Source organism: Mesorhizobium sp. M1A.F.Ca.ET.072.01.1.1 (genome assembly GCF_004023325.1).
GTDB lineage: Bacteria > Pseudomonadota > Alphaproteobacteria > Rhizobiales > Rhizobiaceae > Mesorhizobium.
This window is the reverse complement of record NZ_RZSF01000024.1, coordinates 1-19,199: the sequence shown is the minus strand read 5'-3', so window position 1 is coordinate 19,199 and position 19,199 is coordinate 1. Positions and strand designations below refer to the sequence as shown.

Sequence of the window (19,199 nt, the reverse complement as noted above, 5' to 3'; positions counted from 1 at the left end):
CTCCGGAACTACCTTCTCAGCGCCGCACGAATCGACGCGCTGAGGCGGCGCAGCTCCGCCTCGTCCAGCTTCTCGATGCTCTCGGCCAGAAGATTAGCCAGCTCGGTCGCGGCCGGCGACAGGCCCGACGTATCGATCCTGACCCTTGGATGCGAGGTTTCGGCGAGGCGGGCAAGATCCTCGGCGTCGTCCCAGATGATGTTGAAATAGCCGATGATCTTCTGGATCAGCGTCCAGGTCGGCGCGCCGCGGCGGCCATGCTCGAGCGCCGACAGATAGGCGGCGCTGACGCCGATGGCCTGCGCCATCGCCTTCTGGCTGACGCCGCGCTCGGCGCGCAGCGCCCTCAGCCTTTCACCGAACGGGGTCACTGTTGCGTCCTCATGGCCGGCGTCCTCATGCGCGCGTCCGCCTGAGCCGCACATAGAGCGCGCCCGAGCCGCCATGGTTGCGGGCGGCGTGATCATGGCTCGAAACCAGGTGCCGAAAAGCCGGGGTCGACAGCCAGTGCGGCACCGAGCGGCGCAGGATGCCGTCGCCGCCGGACGACGAGCCCTTGCCGGTGATGACCAGCACATAGCGGATGCCGCCGGCATGGGCGCGGTGCAGGAAGGTGAGGAGCAGCGAATAGGCCTCGTCCTGCGTCATGCCGTGCAGATCGACTCTGCCCTCGATCGGCAGCCGGCCTTTTTTCAGTTTCTCGTGGGTCTGGTCGTCAAGCGAATGCCCGACGTGCTGCGGCTTCGGCTTCGCGGCAGCGGCGGGAACGCCGTTGGCCGTCGTGGGCGCCGGCGCCGGCGTCGGCTCGACAATATCGGGAATCTCGACCGCGGCCTTGCCTTTGAGGGGCCGCGTCGTGCGCGCCACCAGGTTCCAGAGGATGCGATCGTCGTCGCTCAGCGTGTCGTGGCGGCGGTTCACGCGTGCCCCCTATCGAACAGCCCGCGCGGAACCAGCGCATAAAAGTCGGCGACGTTGCGCACGACGCCGGCGATCTCGCCCGCGGCATCGCCCGAGCCGGCGAAGAGATCGCCTCGCGCCACTCCGGTGATGGCCGAGCCGGTGTCCTGCGCGATCATCAGCCGCCGGAACGGTTTTCCGTCGAAAGCGGTGAGCGTCGGCGCGACGATATGGAAGGGCGTGCCGAAGGTGTGCAGCAGCCGGTCGACGGCGACCGAGCGGCCGGGCGTCAGCGGCACCTTGGCGGCGGCAATGGGACCGAGTTCCGGGTCGTCGACCGGCGCCTCACGAAAGAAGATATAGGAGCGGTTCTGCCAGAGGATCTCGTCGACCCGCTCAGGATGCGCCTTGAACCAGGCGCGGATCGACTGCATCGTCACTTTTTCCAGCGGGATTTCGCCGGTCTCGCTCAAGATCCGGCCCGGCCCGGTGAAGCGCTGGCCGGATTTTGCGGCATAGGTGACGCGGCAGAGCCGACCATCGGCCATCTTCAGCCGCCCCGCTCCCTGCACATGGATGAAGAAGGCATCGACCTTGTCGGCGAGCCAGGCAATCTCGAGGCTCCGCCCGGACAGCGCGCCGCGCTCGATGGCGCCGCGATCGAAATATTCGACCGGACCTGTCGTCGTCGCGCGCGCGAAGGCGAGATAGGGATCCATCTCGAGGGGCCGATTTTTATCGTCGATGTCGACCAGATCGGCGGGACGGGAGAGCAGCGGCACCGTGAACCGCTCCGTCCTCACCGGCGAGGCCTCGACCTCCGGCTCATAGAAGCCGGTGACGAGGCCGGCGCCGCCGCTTTCGGCCGCCACCAAAGCCGGAGCGAAATGGCGCTCGAAGAAGGACCGCGCCTCCGACCGATTCGCCGGCGAAACGGAGCGCGCCTCAGTATAGGCCTCGGCGAAAGCGGCGAACGCGACGCCGAGCGAACCGGTTCGATAGGGCTTGGTCAGGACGTGGAAAGCCGAACGTTTGAACGCCGCGAAGGCGGCGAGGTGATCATCCTCGTTCCAGCCGGGCAGGTCGCCGAAGGATTTTTCCTTGAATGCCGAAGACAGCGACATGACAGCCGCCACTAGAGCCGGATGATTTCAGGCCGGATCGACCTGAAATCTGAATCCGGCTCCAAATTAAAGAGATGGAGCATGATGGCGTCCGAAAACCGCTCCACACTTTTCGGCATCATGCTCTAGGTCAATCTTCTTCTTCCGTGGCGACCAGCTTCCAGTTCGGATCACGCGACCGGGTATCGCGGAAGAAGGTCCAGACGTCCTTGACCTCGGCGACTTTTTCCGGATCGCCGTCGATGACGGCGCCGACCTTGTCGCGGGTCGCCGAGATCAGCTCGCTGACGATGCGCAGCGTGATATGCGCCTCGGTGCCCTTCATCTCGGCGGCGACGACATCGACCTTGTCGATGCCGACGAAGGAAGACTGGATCTTTTCCGCTTTCGCCTCGCGCTCGCCGATCGCGGCGACGAAGCTGTCATAGACCTCGCGCGACAACAGGTTCTTCAGCGTTTTGCGGTCGCCGTCGGCAAAGGCCATGACGATCATCTCGTAGGCCATCTTGGCGCCGTCGATAAAGGTCTTCGGATCGAAGGACGGATCGTTGTCCTTGATCGCGCGCAGGCCCTTGTTGAGATCGCTGTCCGGCTTGGCGAAAGCGTCGATCGCGGCATAGGTCTCCGCCGCCGGTTCCCCCGGTATGCGCTTGCGCGGCAGCGACACCACATTCTCGGACTTCTGCGCCGCGTCCTGCTCGCGCGTGCGGCTTGCCGAATAAGGATCGAAGGGCGGGCGTTCGTTTCCGGTGCGACGGCCCAGCACGTTGCGAAGCTGGAAGAAGATCACAACCGCCGCAATCAAAAAGAAAATCGTGCCGAAGTCGAAGAAACCCATATCTTCCGCCAATTCGATCCCTGTCCAGGCCGGACCACCAGAGCCCCTAGAATGGCGGCGGTCGCATAGCGTTCATTACCCAAAGCATATAGAACGGCGGGCGCAATCATTCAAATCAAAGCCAGCCATACCTATCTAAAGGTCCTAGTGCCAGCGGCGATTTCCCGCGAGGCCCGCAAAAGAAGAAAGCGACCGGTCTCAATTTGCGCATTTCGTTCATTCCCCTGTTCCTGCTCCTGCTGCCGCTTCTGGAGATCGCCGGCTTCGTCATCGTTGGCCGCGAAGTCGGCGCTTTGGCGACGATTGGGCTCGTCATCCTCTCCACCATTGCCGGCAGCCTGCTCCTTCGGCACCAGGGTTTCGGCGTGATGGCGCGGGTGCGGACGGAGATGGATGCCGGGCGCGATCCAAGCCGCCAACTCGCGCATGGCGCGATGATCGTGCTGGCGGCAATCCTGCTCATCATTCCGGGCTTCATCACCGACATTATCGCCATCCTGCTGCTCCTGCCGCCGGTGCGCGATCTTGCCTGGCGCCTGCTCAAGAACCGCATCGTGATGGCGACCAGCTTCAGCGGCGGCTTTTCGGCCCGCCGCCGCGACAGGGTCATCGATCTCGATGACAGCGACTTTTCGCGCCAGGACGACTACAAGCGCGGGCCGGATCACAATTCGCCTTGGCGGCGGCTGAAAGACGACTAGGTCTGCTTTACGGTCCGCTCGAATAGCTGTCTCATGCGCGCCGTCGCCCGAAACGGCCGTGCAGTTTCAGGCGGCGCGCAAAACTTGTCTTGTCCTGCCGAGCATGATAGCGAACCCCGATTTCAATCCGGTCAGCAATGCTGCCCAGGCAAAAGGACAAAGGCTCATGGCCAGCAATGATGATGCCGCGGCAGCCGCCGCCAATGGCAACGGCAAACAGGAACAGCCCTCGCTCAACGTGCTTGCGCAATATGTGAAAGACCTGTCCTTCGAAAGCCCCGGCGCGCCGAACTCGCTGCGCGGCCGCGACAAGGCCCCGGGCATCGCCATCAATGTCAACGTCAACGCCAACCCGCTTTCGGACAAGCAGTTCGACGTCAATCTCACATTGAATGCCAAGGCCTCCTTCGACCAGGAAGTGCTGTTCAACGTCGAATTGGTCTATGGCGGCGTCTTCGCCATCAGCGGCTTCCCGCAGGAGCACATGCTGCCGATCCTGTTCATCGAATGCCCGCGGCTGCTCTTCCCCTTCGCGCGCAAGATCATCGCGGACGCCCCCCGCAACGGCGGCTTCCCGCCGCTGATGCTCGACCCGATCGATTTCGCGCAGATGTTCCAGCAGCGCATCGCCGAGGACCAGGCCGCAAGCAAGGTCCAGGTGAGCTGAGGAGACTCACCACCCCTCGTATCGAGAGCCCGGCTTCGCGCCGGGCTTTTTCGCTAAGGGTTGCTCGGGTCAAGCTCGGACATGACGAAGGGATGGGCGGCTCGGCTAATCGCGTCGGTTCAGGGAGCGCCCCCCGCTCAACCCGCAGACGCCACCTTCAGCCACAACGCCTTTTCGCCGAGCGTGCCGACAAGCCCGGCATGTGCCGCCCGATCCGCCTCGGTGAGGCGCGGCGGCAGCGCGATCGGCCTTGCGCCGATCGAGATATCGATATCGGCGACTTCGCCGCTGCCGTTCATCTGCACGGCCACGGTTTCCAGAACCAGCGCCGCCTGTTTGCCGCCGATGAGCTCGATATAGACTTCGGCCAGCAATTCGGAGTCGAGAAGCGCCCCGTGCTTGGTGCGGCGGGTATTGTCGATGCCGTAGCGGCGGCAGAGCGCGTCCAGCGAGTTCGGACCCATCGGATGCTTGCGGCGCGCGATCGCCAGCGTGTCGACGATGCGGCCGGGATCGATGGCCGGATGACCGAGCCGGCTGTATTCGAGGTTGAGGAAGCCAAGGTCGAAAGTGGCGTTGTGGGCGATCAGCTTGGCACCGTCGGTGAAGGCCAGCCATTCCTCGGCGATTTCGGCGAAGGTCGGCTTGCCGGCCAGATCCGCCGCGCTGATGCCGTGCACGGCCTGCGCCTCGGCGTGAATGGCGCGGCCTTGCGGATTGATGAACTTGTGGAAGGTGCGGCCGGTCGGGAAACGGTTGACCAGCTCGACGCCGCCGAGCTCGATGATGCGGTCGTCGCGCAAATCGAGGCCGGTGGTTTCGGTGTCGAAGATGATCTCACGCATTCGAATCAGTCCGCTCTAAAGAGCAGAATCACAAACCGGAACAAAATGGCAATGGGGACTGCTGACGGCGGCCGTCAGGAAGCGTTTTTGCCGGACTTATCCCCGGTCAATTCGCTGACGATGGCTGCCACCGCCGCACGTGCGGCATCATAACCCTGGCCGGTGTCGACGATGAAATCCGCCTGACGGCGTTTCTCGGCGTCAGGCACCTGCTTGGCGAGGATGGAAGCGAATTTTTCTTCGCTCATGCCGGGTCTGGCGAGCACGCGGGCGCGCTGGATCTCGGCCGGCGCGGTGACGACCACGACCTTGTCGACCCGGTTGCGGCCGCCGGTCTCGAACAGCAACGGGATGTCGAGCACCGCAATCGGCGCCCCGGCCGCACGATGGCGGGCCAAAAAGGCGTCGGCGTCGGCCCGCACCAGCGGGTGGATGATCGCCTCCAGCTTTTTCAGCGCGGCGGAATCGCCCAGCACTGTCTCGGCGAGCCTTGCACGATCCACCACGCCCGCTTTTGTCGTGCCGGGAAAGGCTCGTTCGACCAGGGGTGCTGCCTTGCCGGCATAGAGGCGATGCACGGTCTCGTCGGAATCATGCACCGGAACGCCGGCCTCGGCGAACATCTTTGCCGTGGTCGACTTGCCCATGCCGATCGATCCGGTGAGGCCGAGCACGATCATGTCAATGCGCTTCGATGTCGGCGACGATCATGCGCCGCAATTGCGGCGTCACCTGCGGCCGCTTGCCGAACCAGCGCTCGAAGCCGGGCACGGCCTGGTGCAGCAGCATGCCGAGGCCATCGACGGTCTTCAGGCCGCGCGCCCTGGCGGCAGCTAGCAGCGGTGTCTCCAGCGGCACATAGACGATGTCGGTGACGATGGCGTGGCCAGGCAGACCGGCCGGATCGGCGGCGAGGATCTCGTTGCCATGCATGCCGAGCGCGGTGGTGTTGATGAGCAGGCCGGCGTCGGAAAGCAATTCGCCGACCGCGCCGGCGCCATGCGCCGAAACCCCGGCGCCGAACCGGTCGGCGAGTTCCTCAGCCCTTGCCAGCGTACGGTTGACGATGCGGATGTCGTTGAGACCCCGGTCCTTCAGCGCGTGGACGACGGCGCGGGAGGCGCCGCCCGCGCCCAGCACCACGGCCGGACCATTCGCCGCCCAGCCGGGGGCATGTTCATCGAGATTGCCGGCAAAGCCGAGAGCGTCGGTATTGCCGCCCCACAGCACGCCGTCTCCCAGCCACAGCGTGTTGACCGCGCCGATGGCTTCGGCGGCCTCGTCGCGGCGCGCGACCAAGGCGAAGGCTGCTTCCTTGTGCGGGATGGTGACATTGCCGCCGCGATAGCCATTCTCGTCCAGCGATTTCAGGAATGCTGCGAAATCCTCCGGCCGAACGTCGATAGCCTGGTAGCTGCCGTCGATGCCGTATTCCTCCAGCCAGTGGCGGTGGATCTTCGGCGAGCGCGAATGCGCGATCGGGTGGCCGGTGACGAAGGCCCGCTTCTCAACCATCGATCGCTCCCAATGCGCGCAGCTCCTTCAGCACCGGCAACAGCGGCAGGCCGACGATGGTGAAATAGTCGCCCTCGATCTTCTCGAAGAGTTGGATGCCCTCGCCCTCGATCTGGTAGGCGCCGACACTCGCCAGCGCCTTGGCGCCGACGCGCGCCAGGTGGCGGCCGATGAAGGCGGGATCGAGCTTGCGCATGGTGAGGCTGGCGATGCCGACATGCCGCCACAGCACTTCGCCATCTCGGCAGAGGACGACGGCGCTGTTCAGCTGATGGGTCTTGCCCGACAAGGCCAGGAGATGCCTCCGCGCGCCTTCCATATCGGCCGGCTTGTGGAAAATTTCGTCGCCAAGCGACAGCGTCTGGTCGCAGCCGAGCACCAGCGCGCCCGGCCGGCGCTCGCTGACCTCGGTCGCCTTGGCTTCGGCAAGAATCGAAGCGACATCTTCGGGAGAGACGCCGCTGTCCTGCAAGGGGGCCTCGAGCGCGCGCTCGTCGACGTCTGCCGGCACCGCCTCGATGTCGAGCCCGGCATTGATAAGCATTGCCTTGCGGAACGGGCTGCCCGAAGCGAGGACGATTTTGCCGGCCATACTGGTTCACCAACGGTTGCGATCCGTCCAGCGCCCGTCACCCGTCTCGGCGCTATGCGCCGAGCCACCTTCTCTCAGGACGGATTGCTCACTTATATAGCCTGCCCTAGCGCGTCTTGCCCCGCAGGGCAACGATCGCCGCCGCGGTTTCCTCGATCGAGCGCCGGCTGACGTCGATCATCGGCCAGCCATGCCTGGTGCAGAGCTGACGCGCATAGGCGAGCTCCTCGGCGATGGCGGCGCGGTCGACATAGTCGGTCGGCACGTAGTTGTTGCTGTTGCCGAGGATGCGGTTCTGGCGAACATGCGAGATGCGCTCGGCCGTGGCGACGAGGCCGACGATCAGCGGCGTCCTGGCGTTAATCAGGCTTTCCGGCAGCGGCACGCCGAGCACGATCGGAATGTTGGCGGTCTTGATGCCGCGATTGGCGAGATAGATGCTGGTCGGCGTCTTGGAGGTGCGCGAGATGCCGATCAGCACGACATCGGCATCGTCCATGTTGGCCGGCAACTGGCCGTCGTCGTGTTCCATGGTGAAGTTCAGCGCATCGATGCGGCGGAAATATTCGGCGTCGAGCACATGCTGGGCGCCGACGCGCCGGCCGGCCGGCGTGCCGAGATAGGACTGGAAGACGCTGAGCACGGGCTCCAGCACCGAAACGCAGGGCAGGCCCATGGCGGCGCAGCGCTCGTCGATGCTGCGCGCGAGCTTCTGGTCGACGACGGTGTAGAGAATGATGCCGGGCTCCTCCTCGATATCCTCGAACACCTTGGCGACCTGCTTTTCCGTGCGGATCAGCGGATAGATGTGCTCGATGGCGCGCGCGTCCTTATATTGCGCGGAGGCGGCGCGGCCTGCCGCCAGCAGCGTCTCGCCGGTGGCGTCGGAAATCAGATGCAGATGGAAGAAGCTCTGGGGTTTGTTCACAAGAGTTGGTTCCAGACTGTGGGCAGGTGTGGACAAGGTTGGACAGAAAGGTCGTGACGTCGAAGGCGACTGTATCAGATGCCACCTTGTCCACAATTCGCCCCGCTGTAGGCTTTGTCGGGGCGCTGGGGACAAAACCGGGGATCAACTTTTCTTGGCCGATATCATCCACAGCTCGAGGTCCGCAGCAGAAGAGCCAAGCCGCTGACTCGAAAGCCTGAATCCGGTTCGTCCCCAGATCCCTCCAAATTGAGAAAGCGGCTGCGCGACAATATGCTGACTGGCCTTTTCGAGCGGCAGGCGGGACAGGTCGCAACCACCACAACCAACAGACTCTTAGAATCAGAAGACTCTTTTAAAATAGATATTTGATTTAAGAGACCTGGAGAGGGCGAGCACTGGATGGCTGGGAAACGGATCATGCTGGACGTCCTCAAGGGCGAGACGGTTTCACCGCCGCCGCTCTGGATGATGCGTCAGGCAGGGCGTTATCTGCCGGAGTATCGCGAGACCCGGAAGCGAGCCGGTTCTTTCCTCGATCTCTGCTACGATCCGAATCTTGCCGTCGAGGTGACGCTGCAGCCGATCGAGCGCTTCGGCTTCGATGCTTCGATCCTGTTTTCCGATATCCTGGTTGTGCCCGATGCGCTGGGACGAGATGTCCGCTTCGAAGAGGGACACGGGCCGATCCTCAAGCCGATTGCGGCGGCCGAAATCGAGGCCCTGGACGGCCAAACGTTTCACGTGAATCTCGAACCGGTCTACGAATCGGTCCGCCGTCTGCGTGCGAAGCTTCCGGTGGAAACGACCTTGATCGGCTTCTGCGGCGCGCCGTGGACGGTGGCGACCTATATGATTGCCGGCCACGGCACGCCGGATCAGGGACCGGCCAGGCTTTTTGCCTATCGCGAGCCGGAGGCCCTTGCGCGGCTCCTGAAGATACTGGCCGATCATTCGGCCGCCTATCTCATCCGCCAGATCGAGGCCGGCGCCGATGTGGTGCAGATTTTCGACTCCTGGTCGGGTGTTCTCGATGAAGCGTCCTTTGAGGCGTTTTGCATCGAGCCCGTTGCGGAGATTGTCCGGCAAGTGAAGGCCGCGCGTCCGGATGTTCCGGTGATCGGGTTCCCCAAGGGCGCCGGCGAGCGCTATCGCGATTACAGGAAGAAGACCGGGATCACCGGGCTTGGTCTCGACTGGACCGTGCCGCTGTCGATGGCAAAGGAATTGCAAAGCGAAGGCGCGGTGCAGGGCAATCTCGATCCGCTTCGCCTGGTTGCCGGCGGCAGGGCGCTGGCCGACGGCGTCGACGCCATCCTTCGCACGCTGGGCAACGGGCCGCTGATCTTCAATCTCGGCCACGGCATCACGCCGGAAACGCCTGTGGCGCATGTCGAGGCCATGGTGAAAATGGTGCGGAGCCATCGATGACCGGGACGACCAACGAGAACAGCGCCGGCCAGGCGATGAAGCGCATGTTGATCGGCATCGTTCTGCTGGTCGTCCTGACCGCCCTGCTCTTCCTTGTGGCGCCGGACAGCTTCTATCCCTGGGCGAAGGCAATCCATGTGATTGCCGTCATCGCCTGGATGGCCGGGATGCTCTATCTGCCTCGGCTTTTCGTCTATCATGTCGACGCCGAGAAAGGCTCCGTGCAGTCCGAGACCTTCAAGGTGATGGAGCGCCGGCTGCTGCGCGCCATCATCAACCCGGCGATGACCGTGACCTGGGTGTTCGGGCTTTGGCTCGCCTGGAAGGGCTTCGGTTTCCAGGGCGGCTGGCTGCACGCCAAGATCCTCGCCGTGCTGCTGCTTTCGGGTCTGCACGGCTATCTCGCCGGCGCGGTGAGAAAATTTGCCGAGGACAAGAACGAAAAGCCGGCGAGGCACTGGCGGATCGTCAATGAACTCCCCACATTGCTGATGATCGTCATCGTCATCCTGGTCATCGTGAAGCCGTTCTGAGGCTTCCCCACACCCGGCAAAAGGCGGCTTGCTCTTTCAGGCGACCGACGATAAAAGACGGGTCTTCCTTCCCGTCATGCGCCGCCCCTTTCTCGCTTTCGGCCGCGCCCGGCATTTGTCGCATCCAGCCGATTTTTTCTCCCCAAAGCCTACCCAGAGTCCATCTAATGCAAGAAATGAAACTCGCAGAGTTCAAGAATAAGAAGCCGCCAGAGCTGATCGCTTACGCCGAATCGCTCGAGGTGGAGAACGCCAGCGTCATGCGTAAGCAGGAGCTGATGTTCGCGATCCTGAAAAAGCTCGCCATCCAGGACGTCGAGATCATCGGCGAAGGCGTGGTCGAGGTACTGCAGGACGGTTTCGGCTTCCTGCGCTCGGCCAACGCCAATTACCTGCCGGGTCCCGACGATATCTATATTTCACCGTCGCAGATCAGGCGCTTTTCGCTGAAGACCGGCGACACCGTCGAGGGGCCGATCCGCAGCCCCAAAGAGGGCGAGCGTTATTTCGCGTTGCTCAAGGTCAACACCATCAATTTCGATGATCCGGAGAAGATCCGGCACAAGATCCACTTCGACAACCTGACGCCGCTCTACCCGACCTCGCGGCTGAAGATGGAGGTCGACAATCCCCCGACCAAGGACATCTCGCCGCGTGTGATCGACCTGGTGGCGCCGATCGGCAAGGGCCAGCGCGCGCTGATCAACGCTCAGCCGCGCACCGGTAAGACGGTGCTGTTGCAGAACATCGCGCACTCGATCACCGCCAACCATCCGGAATGCTACCTGATCGTTCTTCTGATCGACGAGCGTCCGGAGGAAGTCACCGACATGCAGCGCTCGGTCAAGGGCGAAGTGATTTCCTCGACCTTCGACGAACCGGCGGCGCGCCATGTGCAGGTTGCCGAAATGGTGATCGAGAAGGCCAAGCGCCTGGTCGAGCATGGGCGCGATGTCGTCATCCTGCTCGATTCGATCACCCGCCTCGGTCGCGCCTACAACACCGTGGTGCCGTCATCGGGCAAGGTGTTGACCGGCGGTGTCGACGCCAACGCGCTGCAGCGTCCGAAGCGCTTCTTCGGCGCCGCCCGCAACATTGAGGAAGGCGGGTCGCTGACCATCATCGCCACCGCGCTGATCGACACCGGCAGCCGCATGGACGAAGTCATCTTCGAAGAGTTCAAGGGCACCGGCAACTGTGAAATCCAGCTCGACCGCAAGGTGGCCGACAAGCGCATCTACCCGGCGATCGACATCCTCAAGTCCGGGACCCGCAAGGAAGACCTTCTGGTGCCGCGTTCGGATCTGCAGAAGATCTTCGTGCTGCGCCGGATCCTTGCGCCGATGGGAACGACCGATGCGATCGAATTCCTCATCGACAAGCTCAAGCAGACCAAGACCAACGCGGATTTCTTCGATTCGATGAATACCTGATCGGGCGCCGAGGGACCGGTCCTTTCTTCGGCATACAAGGCGGAGCAAGGAGCGAGGCGACGCTGCGCAGAACCCTAAGTCCATGCCGTTGTTTTTTGAGCTTTGCGGCGGTGCAGAATTCCGCACCGCCGCATTCGTCGGAAGCGCCGCGACATAGATCCTGGGTCAAGCCGAGGAGAAGAAGCTGTTTATTCCCGCCGCAACAGCTTCTCCAACTCGCCCGCATCCGTAACCGCCGGCAGGCATGTCTGTCCGCTGCAGAACCAGGCTCCCGGCTTGTCCGTCGGCGGCAGCACGCCGCCCGGCAAAAGCGGTTGATTCGCTTCCGTACCGATGGGCAGTACGAAATCGACCCGGCGTGGATCGGAACTTCGATTCGCCACCGGAACAAGGCTTGAGGAATCAAGCTTGTCTATGATGACGAGCTTCAGCGGTTCGAGTGCCAGGGCGCAGGCGTTGATGATGCCGGCCTGGCCGTAGGCTTGCTGCGCGGCGCGACCCATGGCGTGTTCGGCTGTCGTCCATGCCTTTGCCCAAAGATCGGGATCGCCGGTAAGGGAGGAGAGCCGGACCAGCGCCTCAACGATCTGGCCGGTGGCGGAGGGGATTGCCTCATCGACATCGCCGCGGATACGGATCGGCACATCGACGCTGTCGGACGCCGTCAGATAATAGCCGGTCTTTTCAGGATCCTGATGCCAGCGGTCGAGCCGATCGATGAACTGCCGGGCATGGTCCATATAGGCAGAACTGCCGGTTGCCTCGAACAGCGCGATCGCCGCGCTGGTCATGGCGGCATAGTCGCTCGACAGCGCCGGGAAAAGCTTCTTGTCGCCGAGGATCGAATGCGGCAGGCGGCCGTCCTTGCTGGCTTCGACGATGTGAGCGAAGGCCTTGACGGCGGCGTCCACCCAGTCGGCTCGTCCGAAGGAGCGGCCCGCTTCCGCGAGGGCCGCAATCATCAATCCGTTCCAATCGGTAAGCGCCTTGCCGTCGCGGCCGGGCCTGACGCGATTTTCTCTGGCAGCTAGCAATTTCGCCTTCAGTGATGCGAGCTGAGCGTCATGGCTGATCCCCTGGCGCTGCTGTGCGTCGCTCTGGCGGATGATGGGCTTGCCTTCCCAGCCATGCGGAGCGGCGAGCTCGAAATATTGGAAGAAGCGAGCGGAATCAGCACCGAGTGCGGCTTCAACCTCTTCCCCGCTCCAGGTGTAGAACAACCCCTCCTCGCCTTCGCTGTCGGCATCGAGGCTGGCAGCGAAGGCGCCCGCCTCGACGCGCATTTCCCGCAGCAGCCAGGCCACAGTTTCCTCGATTCGCTTCCGAAACAACTCATTGCCTGTTGCTGCAAAGGCCCAATTGCACATGCGGATGAGCTGGGCGTTGTCGTAAAGCATCTTCTCGAAATGCGGGACCAGCCATTCGGCATCGGTCGAGTAACGGCTGAGACCGCCGCCGACATGGTCGTAGATGCCGCCGGCGAGCATTTTTTCCAGGCTGATGAGCACGGCGTCGCGATGGGCGGTCTGGCCCTCGCGCAGCCAGGACAGCCACAGACTGTGCATGAAGGGCGCGTTGGGGAATTTCGGCGCGCCGCGCAAGCCGCCGCGATCGAGGTCGATCATGCCCTCGATGCGACCGGCGAGATCGGCAAGCGTGCCGCGGTCGAGCACCGCCTTTCCCTTCGCGCCGCCCAGCCGCTGCTCGACATGGGTGGTCAGCGCCTCGGCGCTTTGGCCAAGGCTCTCCTGCTGCTCGCGCCAGGCCTTGTCGACCGCCTCCAGCACCTGGACAAAGCCCGGCCGTCCATAGCGCGGCTCGCGCGGAAAATAGGTGCCGCCCCAGAAAGGCTTGCCATTGGGCGTGAGGAACATGGTCAGCGGCCAGCCGCCCTGCTCGCCCATGGCATGGAGTGCCGCCATGTAGATCTGGTCGATATCCGGGCGCTCCTCGCGATCGACCTTGATATTGACGAAGAGGCGGTTCATGACGGCGGCGACGGCATCGTTCTCGAAGCTTTCATGGGCCATGACATGGCACCAGTGGCAGGCGGCATAGCCGATGGACAGCAGGATCGGCCGTCCAAGCTCCTTCGCCTCGGCAAGGGCGGCCGGCGACCAGCCCCGCCAATGCACGGGATTGTCGCTGTGCTGCTGCAGATAGGGGCTGGCTTCTTCGGCAAGCAGGTTTCGCGCGGGCAAGGTCACGATGAGCGGCTCGGCTTGGTTGATAGGCAGGCAATTCCGGGAAAGCTGCGGCTGACGTCCGGAACGGCTCTTCAAAGAAGATACCTAGGGTGGTTCGGCAGGTCGGGCAAATGGCAACCTCGAAGGATTCCATCGTAGCGCTGTCGAGCGGTCGCCTGCCCGCCGGCATTGCCGTACTCCGCATCTCCGGTCCGAAGACTCGATTCGTGGTCGAAACGATTGCGGGCGGTATTAAGGATCGCTTTGCCACGTTGCGCAAGCTGATGGCACCGGACGGTTCGGTCATCGATCACGGCCTTGTCGTGTTCTTTCCCGGACCTAGCAGCTTCACCGGCGAGGACGTTGGCGAGTTCCATGTTCACGGCAGCCGCGCCGTTGCGGCAAAAATGCTGGAAACGCTCACCGGCTTTGCCGGCGTCAGACATGCCGAGCCTGGCGAATTCACGCGGCGTGCCTTTCTCAACGGCAAGCTCAATCTGGTCGAGACCGAGGCGCTGGCGGACCTCGTCAATGCCGAGACGGAGGCGCAGCGGCGCTTTGCCGTGCGTAACGCCGAGGGCGCGCAGAGCGAGCTCTATTCGGGGTGGCGCCGGCGGCTGATCCATGCCCGGGCTATGATCGAAGCGGAAATCGACTTCGGCGACGAGGAGGATGTGCCGGGCTCGGTCTCGAAGGCGGTCTGGACCGATGTGGCGGCGATGGCCGACGAGATCGACCGCCATATTCAGGGGTTCAAGGCGGCCGAGGTCATTCGCGATGGCTTTGAGGTCGTCATCCTCGGCGCGCCGAACGCCGGCAAGTCCAGTCTGTTCAACGCCCTGGCCCAACGCGAGGCGGCAATCGTCACCGACGAGCCAGGCACCACGCGCGACCTGCTGGAGGTGGCGCTGGACCTCCACGGGATGAGAGTGCGGGTGGTCGATACGGCAGGCCTGCGCGAGGCCGCCGGCAAGGTGGAGACGATCGGCATCGAGCGAGCGCGTGCCAAGGCCGGTGGTGCCGACCTGGTTTTGCTGCTGGAGGACATGGTCGATCCACAGCCCGTCGGCGCGGTTCCGACAGGTGTTCCGCTCCTGAGGATCGGGACCAAAGCCGATCTCTTGGGAGCGCGTAGAGGGGCCCATGATTTGGCCATCTCTTCCAAGGAAGGTACCGGAATTTCGGAACTGCTGGACGAGATTGCGGGTCGCGCCGCAGCCGCAGTCGGAGGGGCCGGTGACATCCTGCCGTCGAGGCTCCGCCATGTCGAGATGCTGGAGGAGGCGAAGGATTTTATCTTGGTGGCGCTGGCGGGGCAAAGCCTGGAGCTGCGTGCAGAAGAGTTGCGGGTGGCCACGGACCGGCTTGGGCGAATTATCGGCGCTGTCGATGTCGAGGATATGCTCGACGTCATCTTTTCCCAGTTCTGCATCGGCAAGTGATTCACGTGAAACGCGGGGCGGCTGTGCGGGCCGGGTGATTCACGTGAAACAACGGCAGGATGCGGCGGATGGTGTTTCACGTGAAACGAGTCCCGGCTACAGCTACGTGGCCTGTCTGATCAAGCGCCAACAGCGCTGCCCCTGATTGCCGGCTGGCCACTAAACCAACAGAGCTGATTCGCAGCGCTTGAGAAGTGAAAAATTGTCCGTGGGATAAGCGCCTCCCTTCTATGCGGGACGAGGTCGGACAGGCAGACCACCGGCACGCAGCCCCATCCCCGGCGATCACCTCCGCAACGGACTGCATCCTTGACAGCGGAGGCTGGCGGGGACATGTGTCAAAGCATCTCTGAAACGGATTCTTGCAATGACCAATCACTATGATGTGGTGGTGGTGGGCGGCGGCCATGCCGGATGCGAAGCGGCGGGCGCGGCTGCGCGCGCCGGCGCCAGGACGGCGCTGGTGACGCTGCGCTTCGAGACGATCGGCGTCATGTCCTGCAATCCGGCCATCGGCGGCCTCGGCAAGGGTCATCTCGTGCGCGAGATCGACGCCATGGACGGGTTGATGGGCCGCATCGCGGACGCTGCCGGCATCCAATTCCGCTTGCTCAATCGCCGCAAGGGCCCGGCCGTGCGTGGGCCGCGGACCCAGGCCGACCGCAAGCTCTATCGTCTTGCCATGCAGGCGGCGATCGGCGAGCAGGCCAACCTCGACGTGGTAGAAGGCGAAGTCTTGGACTTCGAGATCGAGAACGGTCGTGTTTCGGCCGTGCTGGTCTCCGGTGACAGGCGGCTCGCCTGCGGCGCCGTGGTGCTGACGACCGGTACATTCCTGCGAGGGCTGATCCATATCGGCGAGAAGAAGATCGTCGCCGGCCGGATGAACGAGCAGGCGAGCCATGGGCTCTCGGCGACGATGACGCGTGCCGGTTTCAAGCTCGGGCGGCTGAAGACCGGGACGCCCCCTCGCCTCGACGGCCGCACCATCGATTGGGCGTCGCTGGAAAGTCAGGCCGCGGACGATCACCCGGTGCCGTTCTCGCTGATGACAGACCGCATCGCGAACCCGCAGATCAAATGCGGTATTACTCGCACAACGCAGGCGACACATGAGTTGATTCGCCTCAATTTGAAGCGTTCGGCGATGTATTCCGGCTCGATCGAAGGCGTGGGGCCGCGCTATTGTCCATCTATCGAGGACAAGATCGTCAAGTTCGGCGATCGCGAGGGTCACCAGATCTTCCTCGAGCCGGAGGGCCTCGACGACGACACCGTCTATCCGAACGGCATCTCGACCTCGCTGCCGGAAGAGGTGCAACTCGACATGTTGAAAACGATCCCCGGGCTGAAACGGGCGACGATGCTGCAGCCGGGATACGCCATCGAGTATGACCACGTCGACCCGCGCGAGCTCAACCAGACGCTGGAGACGAAGCGCGTCGCCGGGCTGTTTTTGGCCGGGCAGATCAACGGCACCACGGGCTACGAAGAAGCCGGCGCGCAAGGCCTGCTTGCCGGCATCAACGCCGCGCGCACGGCATCTTCAAGCGAGCCGGTCGTGCTCAGCCGCACTGAAGCCTATATCGGCGTGATGATCGATGACCTCACCAGCCGCGGCATCGCCGAACCCTACCGCATGTTCACTTCGCGGGCGGAGTTCCGGCTTTCGCTGCGCGCCGACAATGCAGACGAGCGGCTGACGCCGCTGGCCGACCGCTTGGGGATCGTCTCCTCCGAGCGGATGCAACGTTTCGGCGCGATCAGTGTGGAGCTCGACGCTGCCCGCGCGCTGGCAAGGTCGATCGCCTTCACGCCGAATGAAGCCGCGCGGCATGGACTGGAGATCAACCGGGACGGCGTTCGGCGTTCCGCCTACGACCTTCTCGCCTATCCCGGCGTCGATATGGTCTGGTTGACGCGGATCGAGCCACGGTTTGGCGAACTCGACCCCAACACGACAGAGCGGCTTGAGACCGAGGCCAAATATTCCGTCTATCTCGAGCGCCAACAGGCTGACGTGGCGCAGATCAGGCACGAGGAATCGCGGCTCATTCCGGAGACCATCGACTTCGCGGACGTGCCAGGCCTTTCCAATGAGCTGAAGCAGAAGATGAAGGCACGCCGGCCGCGCTCGATTGCCGACGCGCAGCGCATGGAAGGGATGACGCCAGCGGCTCTGGCGATCATTGTCGCGCATGTTCGCAATGCCGAACTGGCTGCACGAAGGTCGGTCGCGTGAGTGACGATGCCTGGGCGGACCTGCAGAAGGCAGCGGGTCCGGTTTCACGTGAAACATTCGAGCGGCTGCAGGCCTTCGAGCGGCATTTTCAAAAATGGAACCGCAGCATCAATCTGGCGGCGCCATCGACGCTAGACGACGTCTGGCGCCGCCACATCCTGGACAGCGCCCAGCTTGCGCGAATCGCGCCGACCGCAATGCGCTGGGTCGACCTCGGCTCGGGCGGTGGCTTTCCCGGATTGGTACTCGGTTTTCTGCTTGCAGAGCGGCCGGGCGCCACGATCGATCTGGTTGAAAGCAACCGCAAGAAGGCATCGTTCCTGCAATCGGCCGTCGGCCAATTCGGCCTGCCGGCGCGCGTGCTGGCGCGACGCATCGATGATAGCTATCCACTTGTTTCTGCACCGGAAGTCGTTACCGCGCGGGCATTGACGGCGCTTCCGGACCTGCTCGATCTTGCCGCACCCTGGCTGACCAAGGGCGCGCGTTCGCTTTTTCACAAAGGCCGGGATTACCGGGCCGAAGTGGAAGAAAGCGCTCACCGCTGGACCTTCGATCTGGTAGAACATCCAAGCATGACAGACGCTCATGGCGTCATTCTGGAAATCACCGATCTGCACCCGGCGACCCCGCAATGAATCACTGGCATCGACCCATGAAAACTGGACCGCGTATCATCACCGTTGCCAACCAGAAGGGTGGCGTCGGCAAGACGACCACGGCGATCAATCTGGCGACGGCGCTGGCCGCAATCGGCGAGCGCGTGCTGATCGTCGACCTCGATCCGCAGGGCAATGCCAGCACCGGGCTCGGCATCGAACGCAAGGATCGCACCGTCTCGTCCTATGACGTGCTGACCGGCGAACTCGAGCTTGAGGCGGCCGCGGTGCCGACGGCGGTGCCGGGCTTGTCCATCGTGCCCTCAACCCTCGATCTGCTCGGCATCGAAATGGAGATCGCCTCGGCGCCAGACCGGGTGCTGCGCCTGCGCAATGCGCTGCGTGCGGCAGCCGCGCGCGCGGCGCCGTTCGGTTATGTGCTGATCGACTGCCCGCCTTCGCTCAATCTTTTGACTTTGAATTCAATGGCGGCGGCCGATTCCGTTCTGGTGCCGCTGCAATGCGAGTTCTTCGCACTGGAAGGCCTTAGCCAATTGCTCGAAACGGTCGAGCAGGTCCGCGGCACGATCAATCCGGACCTCACCATCCAGGGCATCGTGCTCACCATGTTCGATGGCCGCAACAACCTCGCCAACCAGGTGGTGCAGGATGTGCGCGCGCATATGGGCGACAAAGTCTACGAGACGATCATCCCGCGCAACGTGCGCGTTTCCGAAGCACCGTCCTACGGCAAGCCGGCAATCCTTTACGATCTCAAATGTTCCGGCAGCCAGGCTTATCTGCAGCTTGCCTCGGAAGTGATCCGCCGCGAGCGCAAGCTGCGCGCCGCCTGAATAGCCCAGGCAATTTCCAATAGCCGATTCGATTCCGAAACGATCTGGACAGAAGAATGAGTGAAGACCAATCGAGAAAAAGACTGGGCCGCGGCCTGGCCGCGCTGATCGGCGAGATCGATCGTCCCGTCGCGCCCGAAAAGCCGAGCGCGGTCGCGGCGGATGGCAAGGTGCCGATCGAGTTCGTCAGCCCGAACCCGAAGAACCCGCGCCGGCATTTCGGCGACGCCGAACTCACCGACCTCGCCCAGTCGATCCGCGAGCATGGCGTGGTGCAGCCGGTGGTGGCGCGGCCTTCGCCGTCGCAGCCCGGCCGCTATGAGATCATCGCCGGCGAGCGGCGCTGGCGCGCCGCGCAGCGCGCGGGGC

General features: G+C 63.5%; 20 protein-coding genes. 10 read left to right on the top strand and 10 right to left on the bottom strand.

Translation table 11 applies throughout. The features are described from left to right. Positions 1 to 8: 8 nt before the first annotated feature. The 4 genes from EOA32_RS05995 to EOA32_RS05980 all read right to left on the bottom strand — a co-directional run bounded on the left by EOA32_RS05995 (position 9) and on the right by EOA32_RS05980 (position 2,862). On the bottom strand, positions 9 to 371 hold the full coding sequence (locus EOA32_RS05995) for a helix-turn-helix transcriptional regulator (protein ID WP_066991880.1): 363 nt from the start codon (positions 369 to 371) through the stop codon (positions 9 to 11). A 25-nt stretch (positions 372 to 396) separates the two neighbouring features. After that, positions 397 to 921, bottom strand: coding sequence for a Smr/MutS family protein (locus EOA32_RS05990; RefSeq protein WP_128371174.1), 525 nt, complete (start codon positions 919 to 921; stop codon positions 397 to 399). After that, complete coding sequence (locus EOA32_RS05985) at positions 918 to 2,024, bottom strand: murein transglycosylase A (protein WP_128371173.1); 1,107 nt, start codon at positions 2,022 to 2,024, stop codon at positions 918 to 920. The genes EOA32_RS05990 and EOA32_RS05985 overlap by 4 nt, the downstream gene beginning before the upstream one ends. Before the next feature lie 130 nt (positions 2,025 to 2,154). Further along, positions 2,155 to 2,862 (bottom strand): Tim44/TimA family putative adaptor protein, encoded by a 708-nt coding sequence (locus tag EOA32_RS05980; RefSeq protein ID WP_095776759.1) that lies wholly within the window; start codon positions 2,860 to 2,862, stop codon positions 2,155 to 2,157. Between the two features lie 203 nt (positions 2,863 to 3,065). Between EOA32_RS05980 and EOA32_RS05975 the strand changes: the two genes are divergently transcribed. Together EOA32_RS05975 and secB are read left to right on the top strand one after the other, a co-directional pair. Continuing rightward, entirely contained in the window at positions 3,066 to 3,563 is a 498-nt protein-coding gene (locus EOA32_RS05975; protein ID WP_128371172.1) for an FxsA family protein, read from the top strand. A 166-nt stretch (positions 3,564 to 3,729) separates the two neighbouring features. Further along, positions 3,730 to 4,230 (top strand): protein-export chaperone SecB, encoded by a 501-nt coding sequence (gene secB / locus EOA32_RS05970; protein ID WP_128371171.1) that lies wholly within the window; start codon positions 3,730 to 3,732, stop codon positions 4,228 to 4,230. 137 nt (positions 4,231 to 4,367) lie between these two features. Here secB and dnaQ read toward each other — a convergent pair whose 3' ends face one another. The 5 genes from dnaQ to EOA32_RS05945 all read right to left on the bottom strand — a co-directional run bounded on the left by dnaQ (position 4,368) and on the right by EOA32_RS05945 (position 8,110). After that, on the bottom strand, positions 4,368 to 5,075 hold the full coding sequence (gene dnaQ / locus EOA32_RS05965; RefSeq protein ID WP_067323502.1) for a DNA polymerase III subunit epsilon: 708 nt from the start codon (positions 5,073 to 5,075) through the stop codon (positions 4,368 to 4,370). A gap of 74 nt (positions 5,076 to 5,149) precedes the next feature. Further along, the gene (gene coaE / locus EOA32_RS05960) at positions 5,150 to 5,755 is read right to left on the bottom strand and encodes a dephospho-CoA kinase (protein ID WP_095827367.1); all 606 of its coding nucleotides are present in this window, start codon (positions 5,753 to 5,755) and stop codon (positions 5,150 to 5,152) included. A 1-nt stretch (position 5,756) separates the two neighbouring features. Continuing rightward, positions 5,757 to 6,590 carry a shikimate dehydrogenase gene (locus tag EOA32_RS05955; RefSeq protein WP_128371170.1) on the bottom strand — a complete coding sequence of 278 codons (834 nt, stop codon included), beginning with the start codon at positions 6,588 to 6,590 and terminating at the stop codon, positions 5,757 to 5,759. Then, positions 6,583 to 7,182: a Maf-like protein gene (locus tag EOA32_RS05950; RefSeq protein WP_095776756.1), complete on the bottom strand. Its 600-nt coding sequence runs from the start codon at positions 7,180 to 7,182 to the stop codon at positions 6,583 to 6,585. Before EOA32_RS05950 ends, EOA32_RS05955 begins: the two co-directional genes overlap by 8 nt. A gap of 106 nt (positions 7,183 to 7,288) precedes the next feature. Next, complete coding sequence (locus EOA32_RS05945; protein ID WP_067323508.1) at positions 7,289 to 8,110, bottom strand: pyruvate, water dikinase regulatory protein; 822 nt, start codon at positions 8,108 to 8,110, stop codon at positions 7,289 to 7,291. Between the two features lie 402 nt (positions 8,111 to 8,512). Here EOA32_RS05945 and hemE point away from each other — a divergent pair, with 402 nt between their 5' ends. The 3 genes from hemE (at position 8,513) to rho (ending at position 11,507) form a co-directional block, all read left to right on the top strand. Continuing rightward, positions 8,513 to 9,541 (top strand): uroporphyrinogen decarboxylase, encoded by a 1,029-nt coding sequence (hemE, locus tag EOA32_RS05940; protein ID WP_128371169.1) that lies wholly within the window; start codon positions 8,513 to 8,515, stop codon positions 9,539 to 9,541. Beyond that, positions 9,538 to 10,074 (top strand): protoporphyrinogen oxidase HemJ, encoded by a 537-nt coding sequence (gene hemJ, locus EOA32_RS05935; protein ID WP_095831730.1) that lies wholly within the window; start codon positions 9,538 to 9,540, stop codon positions 10,072 to 10,074. The genes hemE and hemJ overlap by 4 nt, the downstream gene beginning before the upstream one ends. A gap of 167 nt (positions 10,075 to 10,241) precedes the next feature. Beyond that, complete coding sequence (rho, locus tag EOA32_RS05930; protein WP_082953824.1) at positions 10,242 to 11,507, top strand: transcription termination factor Rho; 1,266 nt, start codon at positions 10,242 to 10,244, stop codon at positions 11,505 to 11,507. Between the two features lie 188 nt (positions 11,508 to 11,695). Here the strand turns inward: rho and EOA32_RS05925 are convergent, their stop codons facing one another. Further along, entirely contained in the window at positions 11,696 to 13,714 is a 2,019-nt protein-coding gene (locus EOA32_RS05925) for a thioredoxin domain-containing protein (RefSeq protein WP_128371168.1), read from the bottom strand. Between the two features lie 110 nt (positions 13,715 to 13,824). On the opposite strand from EOA32_RS05925, the gene mnmE reads away from it, so the two are divergent. The 5 genes from mnmE to EOA32_RS05900 all read left to right on the top strand — a co-directional run. Then, the gene (gene mnmE / locus EOA32_RS05920; protein WP_128371167.1) at positions 13,825 to 15,135 is read left to right on the top strand and encodes a tRNA uridine-5-carboxymethylaminomethyl(34) synthesis GTPase MnmE; all 1,311 of its coding nucleotides are present in this window, start codon (positions 13,825 to 13,827) and stop codon (positions 15,133 to 15,135) included. Positions 15,136 to 15,502: 367 nt separating this feature from the next. Continuing rightward, positions 15,503 to 17,377, top strand: coding sequence for a tRNA uridine-5-carboxymethylaminomethyl(34) synthesis enzyme MnmG (gene mnmG, locus EOA32_RS05915; RefSeq protein ID WP_128371166.1), 1,875 nt, complete (start codon positions 15,503 to 15,505; stop codon positions 17,375 to 17,377). Further along, positions 17,374 to 18,015, top strand: coding sequence for a 16S rRNA (guanine(527)-N(7))-methyltransferase RsmG (rsmG, locus tag EOA32_RS05910; protein ID WP_128371165.1), 642 nt, complete (start codon positions 17,374 to 17,376; stop codon positions 18,013 to 18,015). The genes mnmG and rsmG overlap by 4 nt, the downstream gene beginning before the upstream one ends. A gap of 17 nt (positions 18,016 to 18,032) precedes the next feature. Beyond that, positions 18,033 to 18,830: a ParA family protein gene (locus tag EOA32_RS05905; RefSeq protein WP_066991504.1), complete on the top strand. Its 798-nt coding sequence runs from the start codon at positions 18,033 to 18,035 to the stop codon at positions 18,828 to 18,830. A 56-nt stretch (positions 18,831 to 18,886) separates the two neighbouring features. Then, positions 18,887 to 19,199 (top strand): ParB/RepB/Spo0J family partition protein (locus tag EOA32_RS05900; protein WP_128371164.1); only part of this gene is annotated, 313 nt, incomplete at its 3' end.

Bases quoted from the DNA above. Each gene is read 5' to 3' on its own strand.
- EOA32_RS05985 (WP_128371173.1), bottom strand. From the start codon at position 2,024: ATGTCGCTGTCTTCGGCATTCAAGGAAAAATCCTTCGGCGACCTGCCC.
- EOA32_RS05980 (WP_095776759.1), bottom strand. From the start codon at position 2,862: ATGGGTTTCTTCGACTTCGGCACGATTTTCTTTTTGATTGCGGCGGTT.
- secB (WP_128371171.1), top strand. From the start codon at position 3,730: ATGGCCAGCAATGATGATGCCGCGGCAGCCGCCGCCAATGGCAACGGC.
- dnaQ (WP_067323502.1), bottom strand. From the start codon at position 5,075: ATGCGTGAGATCATCTTCGACACCGAAACCACCGGCCTCGATTTGCGC.
- coaE (WP_095827367.1), bottom strand. From the start codon at position 5,755: ATGATCGTGCTCGGCCTCACCGGATCGATCGGCATGGGCAAGTCGACC.
- EOA32_RS05955 (WP_128371170.1), bottom strand. From the start codon at position 6,590: ATGGTTGAGAAGCGGGCCTTCGTCACCGGCCACCCGATCGCGCATTCG.
- EOA32_RS05950 (WP_095776756.1), bottom strand. From the start codon at position 7,182: ATGGCCGGCAAAATCGTCCTCGCTTCGGGCAGCCCGTTCCGCAAGGCA.
- hemE (WP_128371169.1), top strand. From the start codon at position 8,513: ATGGCTGGGAAACGGATCATGCTGGACGTCCTCAAGGGCGAGACGGTT.
- hemJ (WP_095831730.1), top strand. From the start codon at position 9,538: ATGACCGGGACGACCAACGAGAACAGCGCCGGCCAGGCGATGAAGCGC.
- rho (WP_082953824.1), top strand. From the start codon at position 10,242: ATGCAAGAAATGAAACTCGCAGAGTTCAAGAATAAGAAGCCGCCAGAG.
- mnmE (WP_128371167.1), top strand. From the start codon at position 13,825: ATGGCAACCTCGAAGGATTCCATCGTAGCGCTGTCGAGCGGTCGCCTG.
- mnmG (WP_128371166.1), top strand. From the start codon at position 15,503: ATGACCAATCACTATGATGTGGTGGTGGTGGGCGGCGGCCATGCCGGA.
- EOA32_RS05905 (WP_066991504.1), top strand. From the start codon at position 18,033: ATGAAAACTGGACCGCGTATCATCACCGTTGCCAACCAGAAGGGTGGC.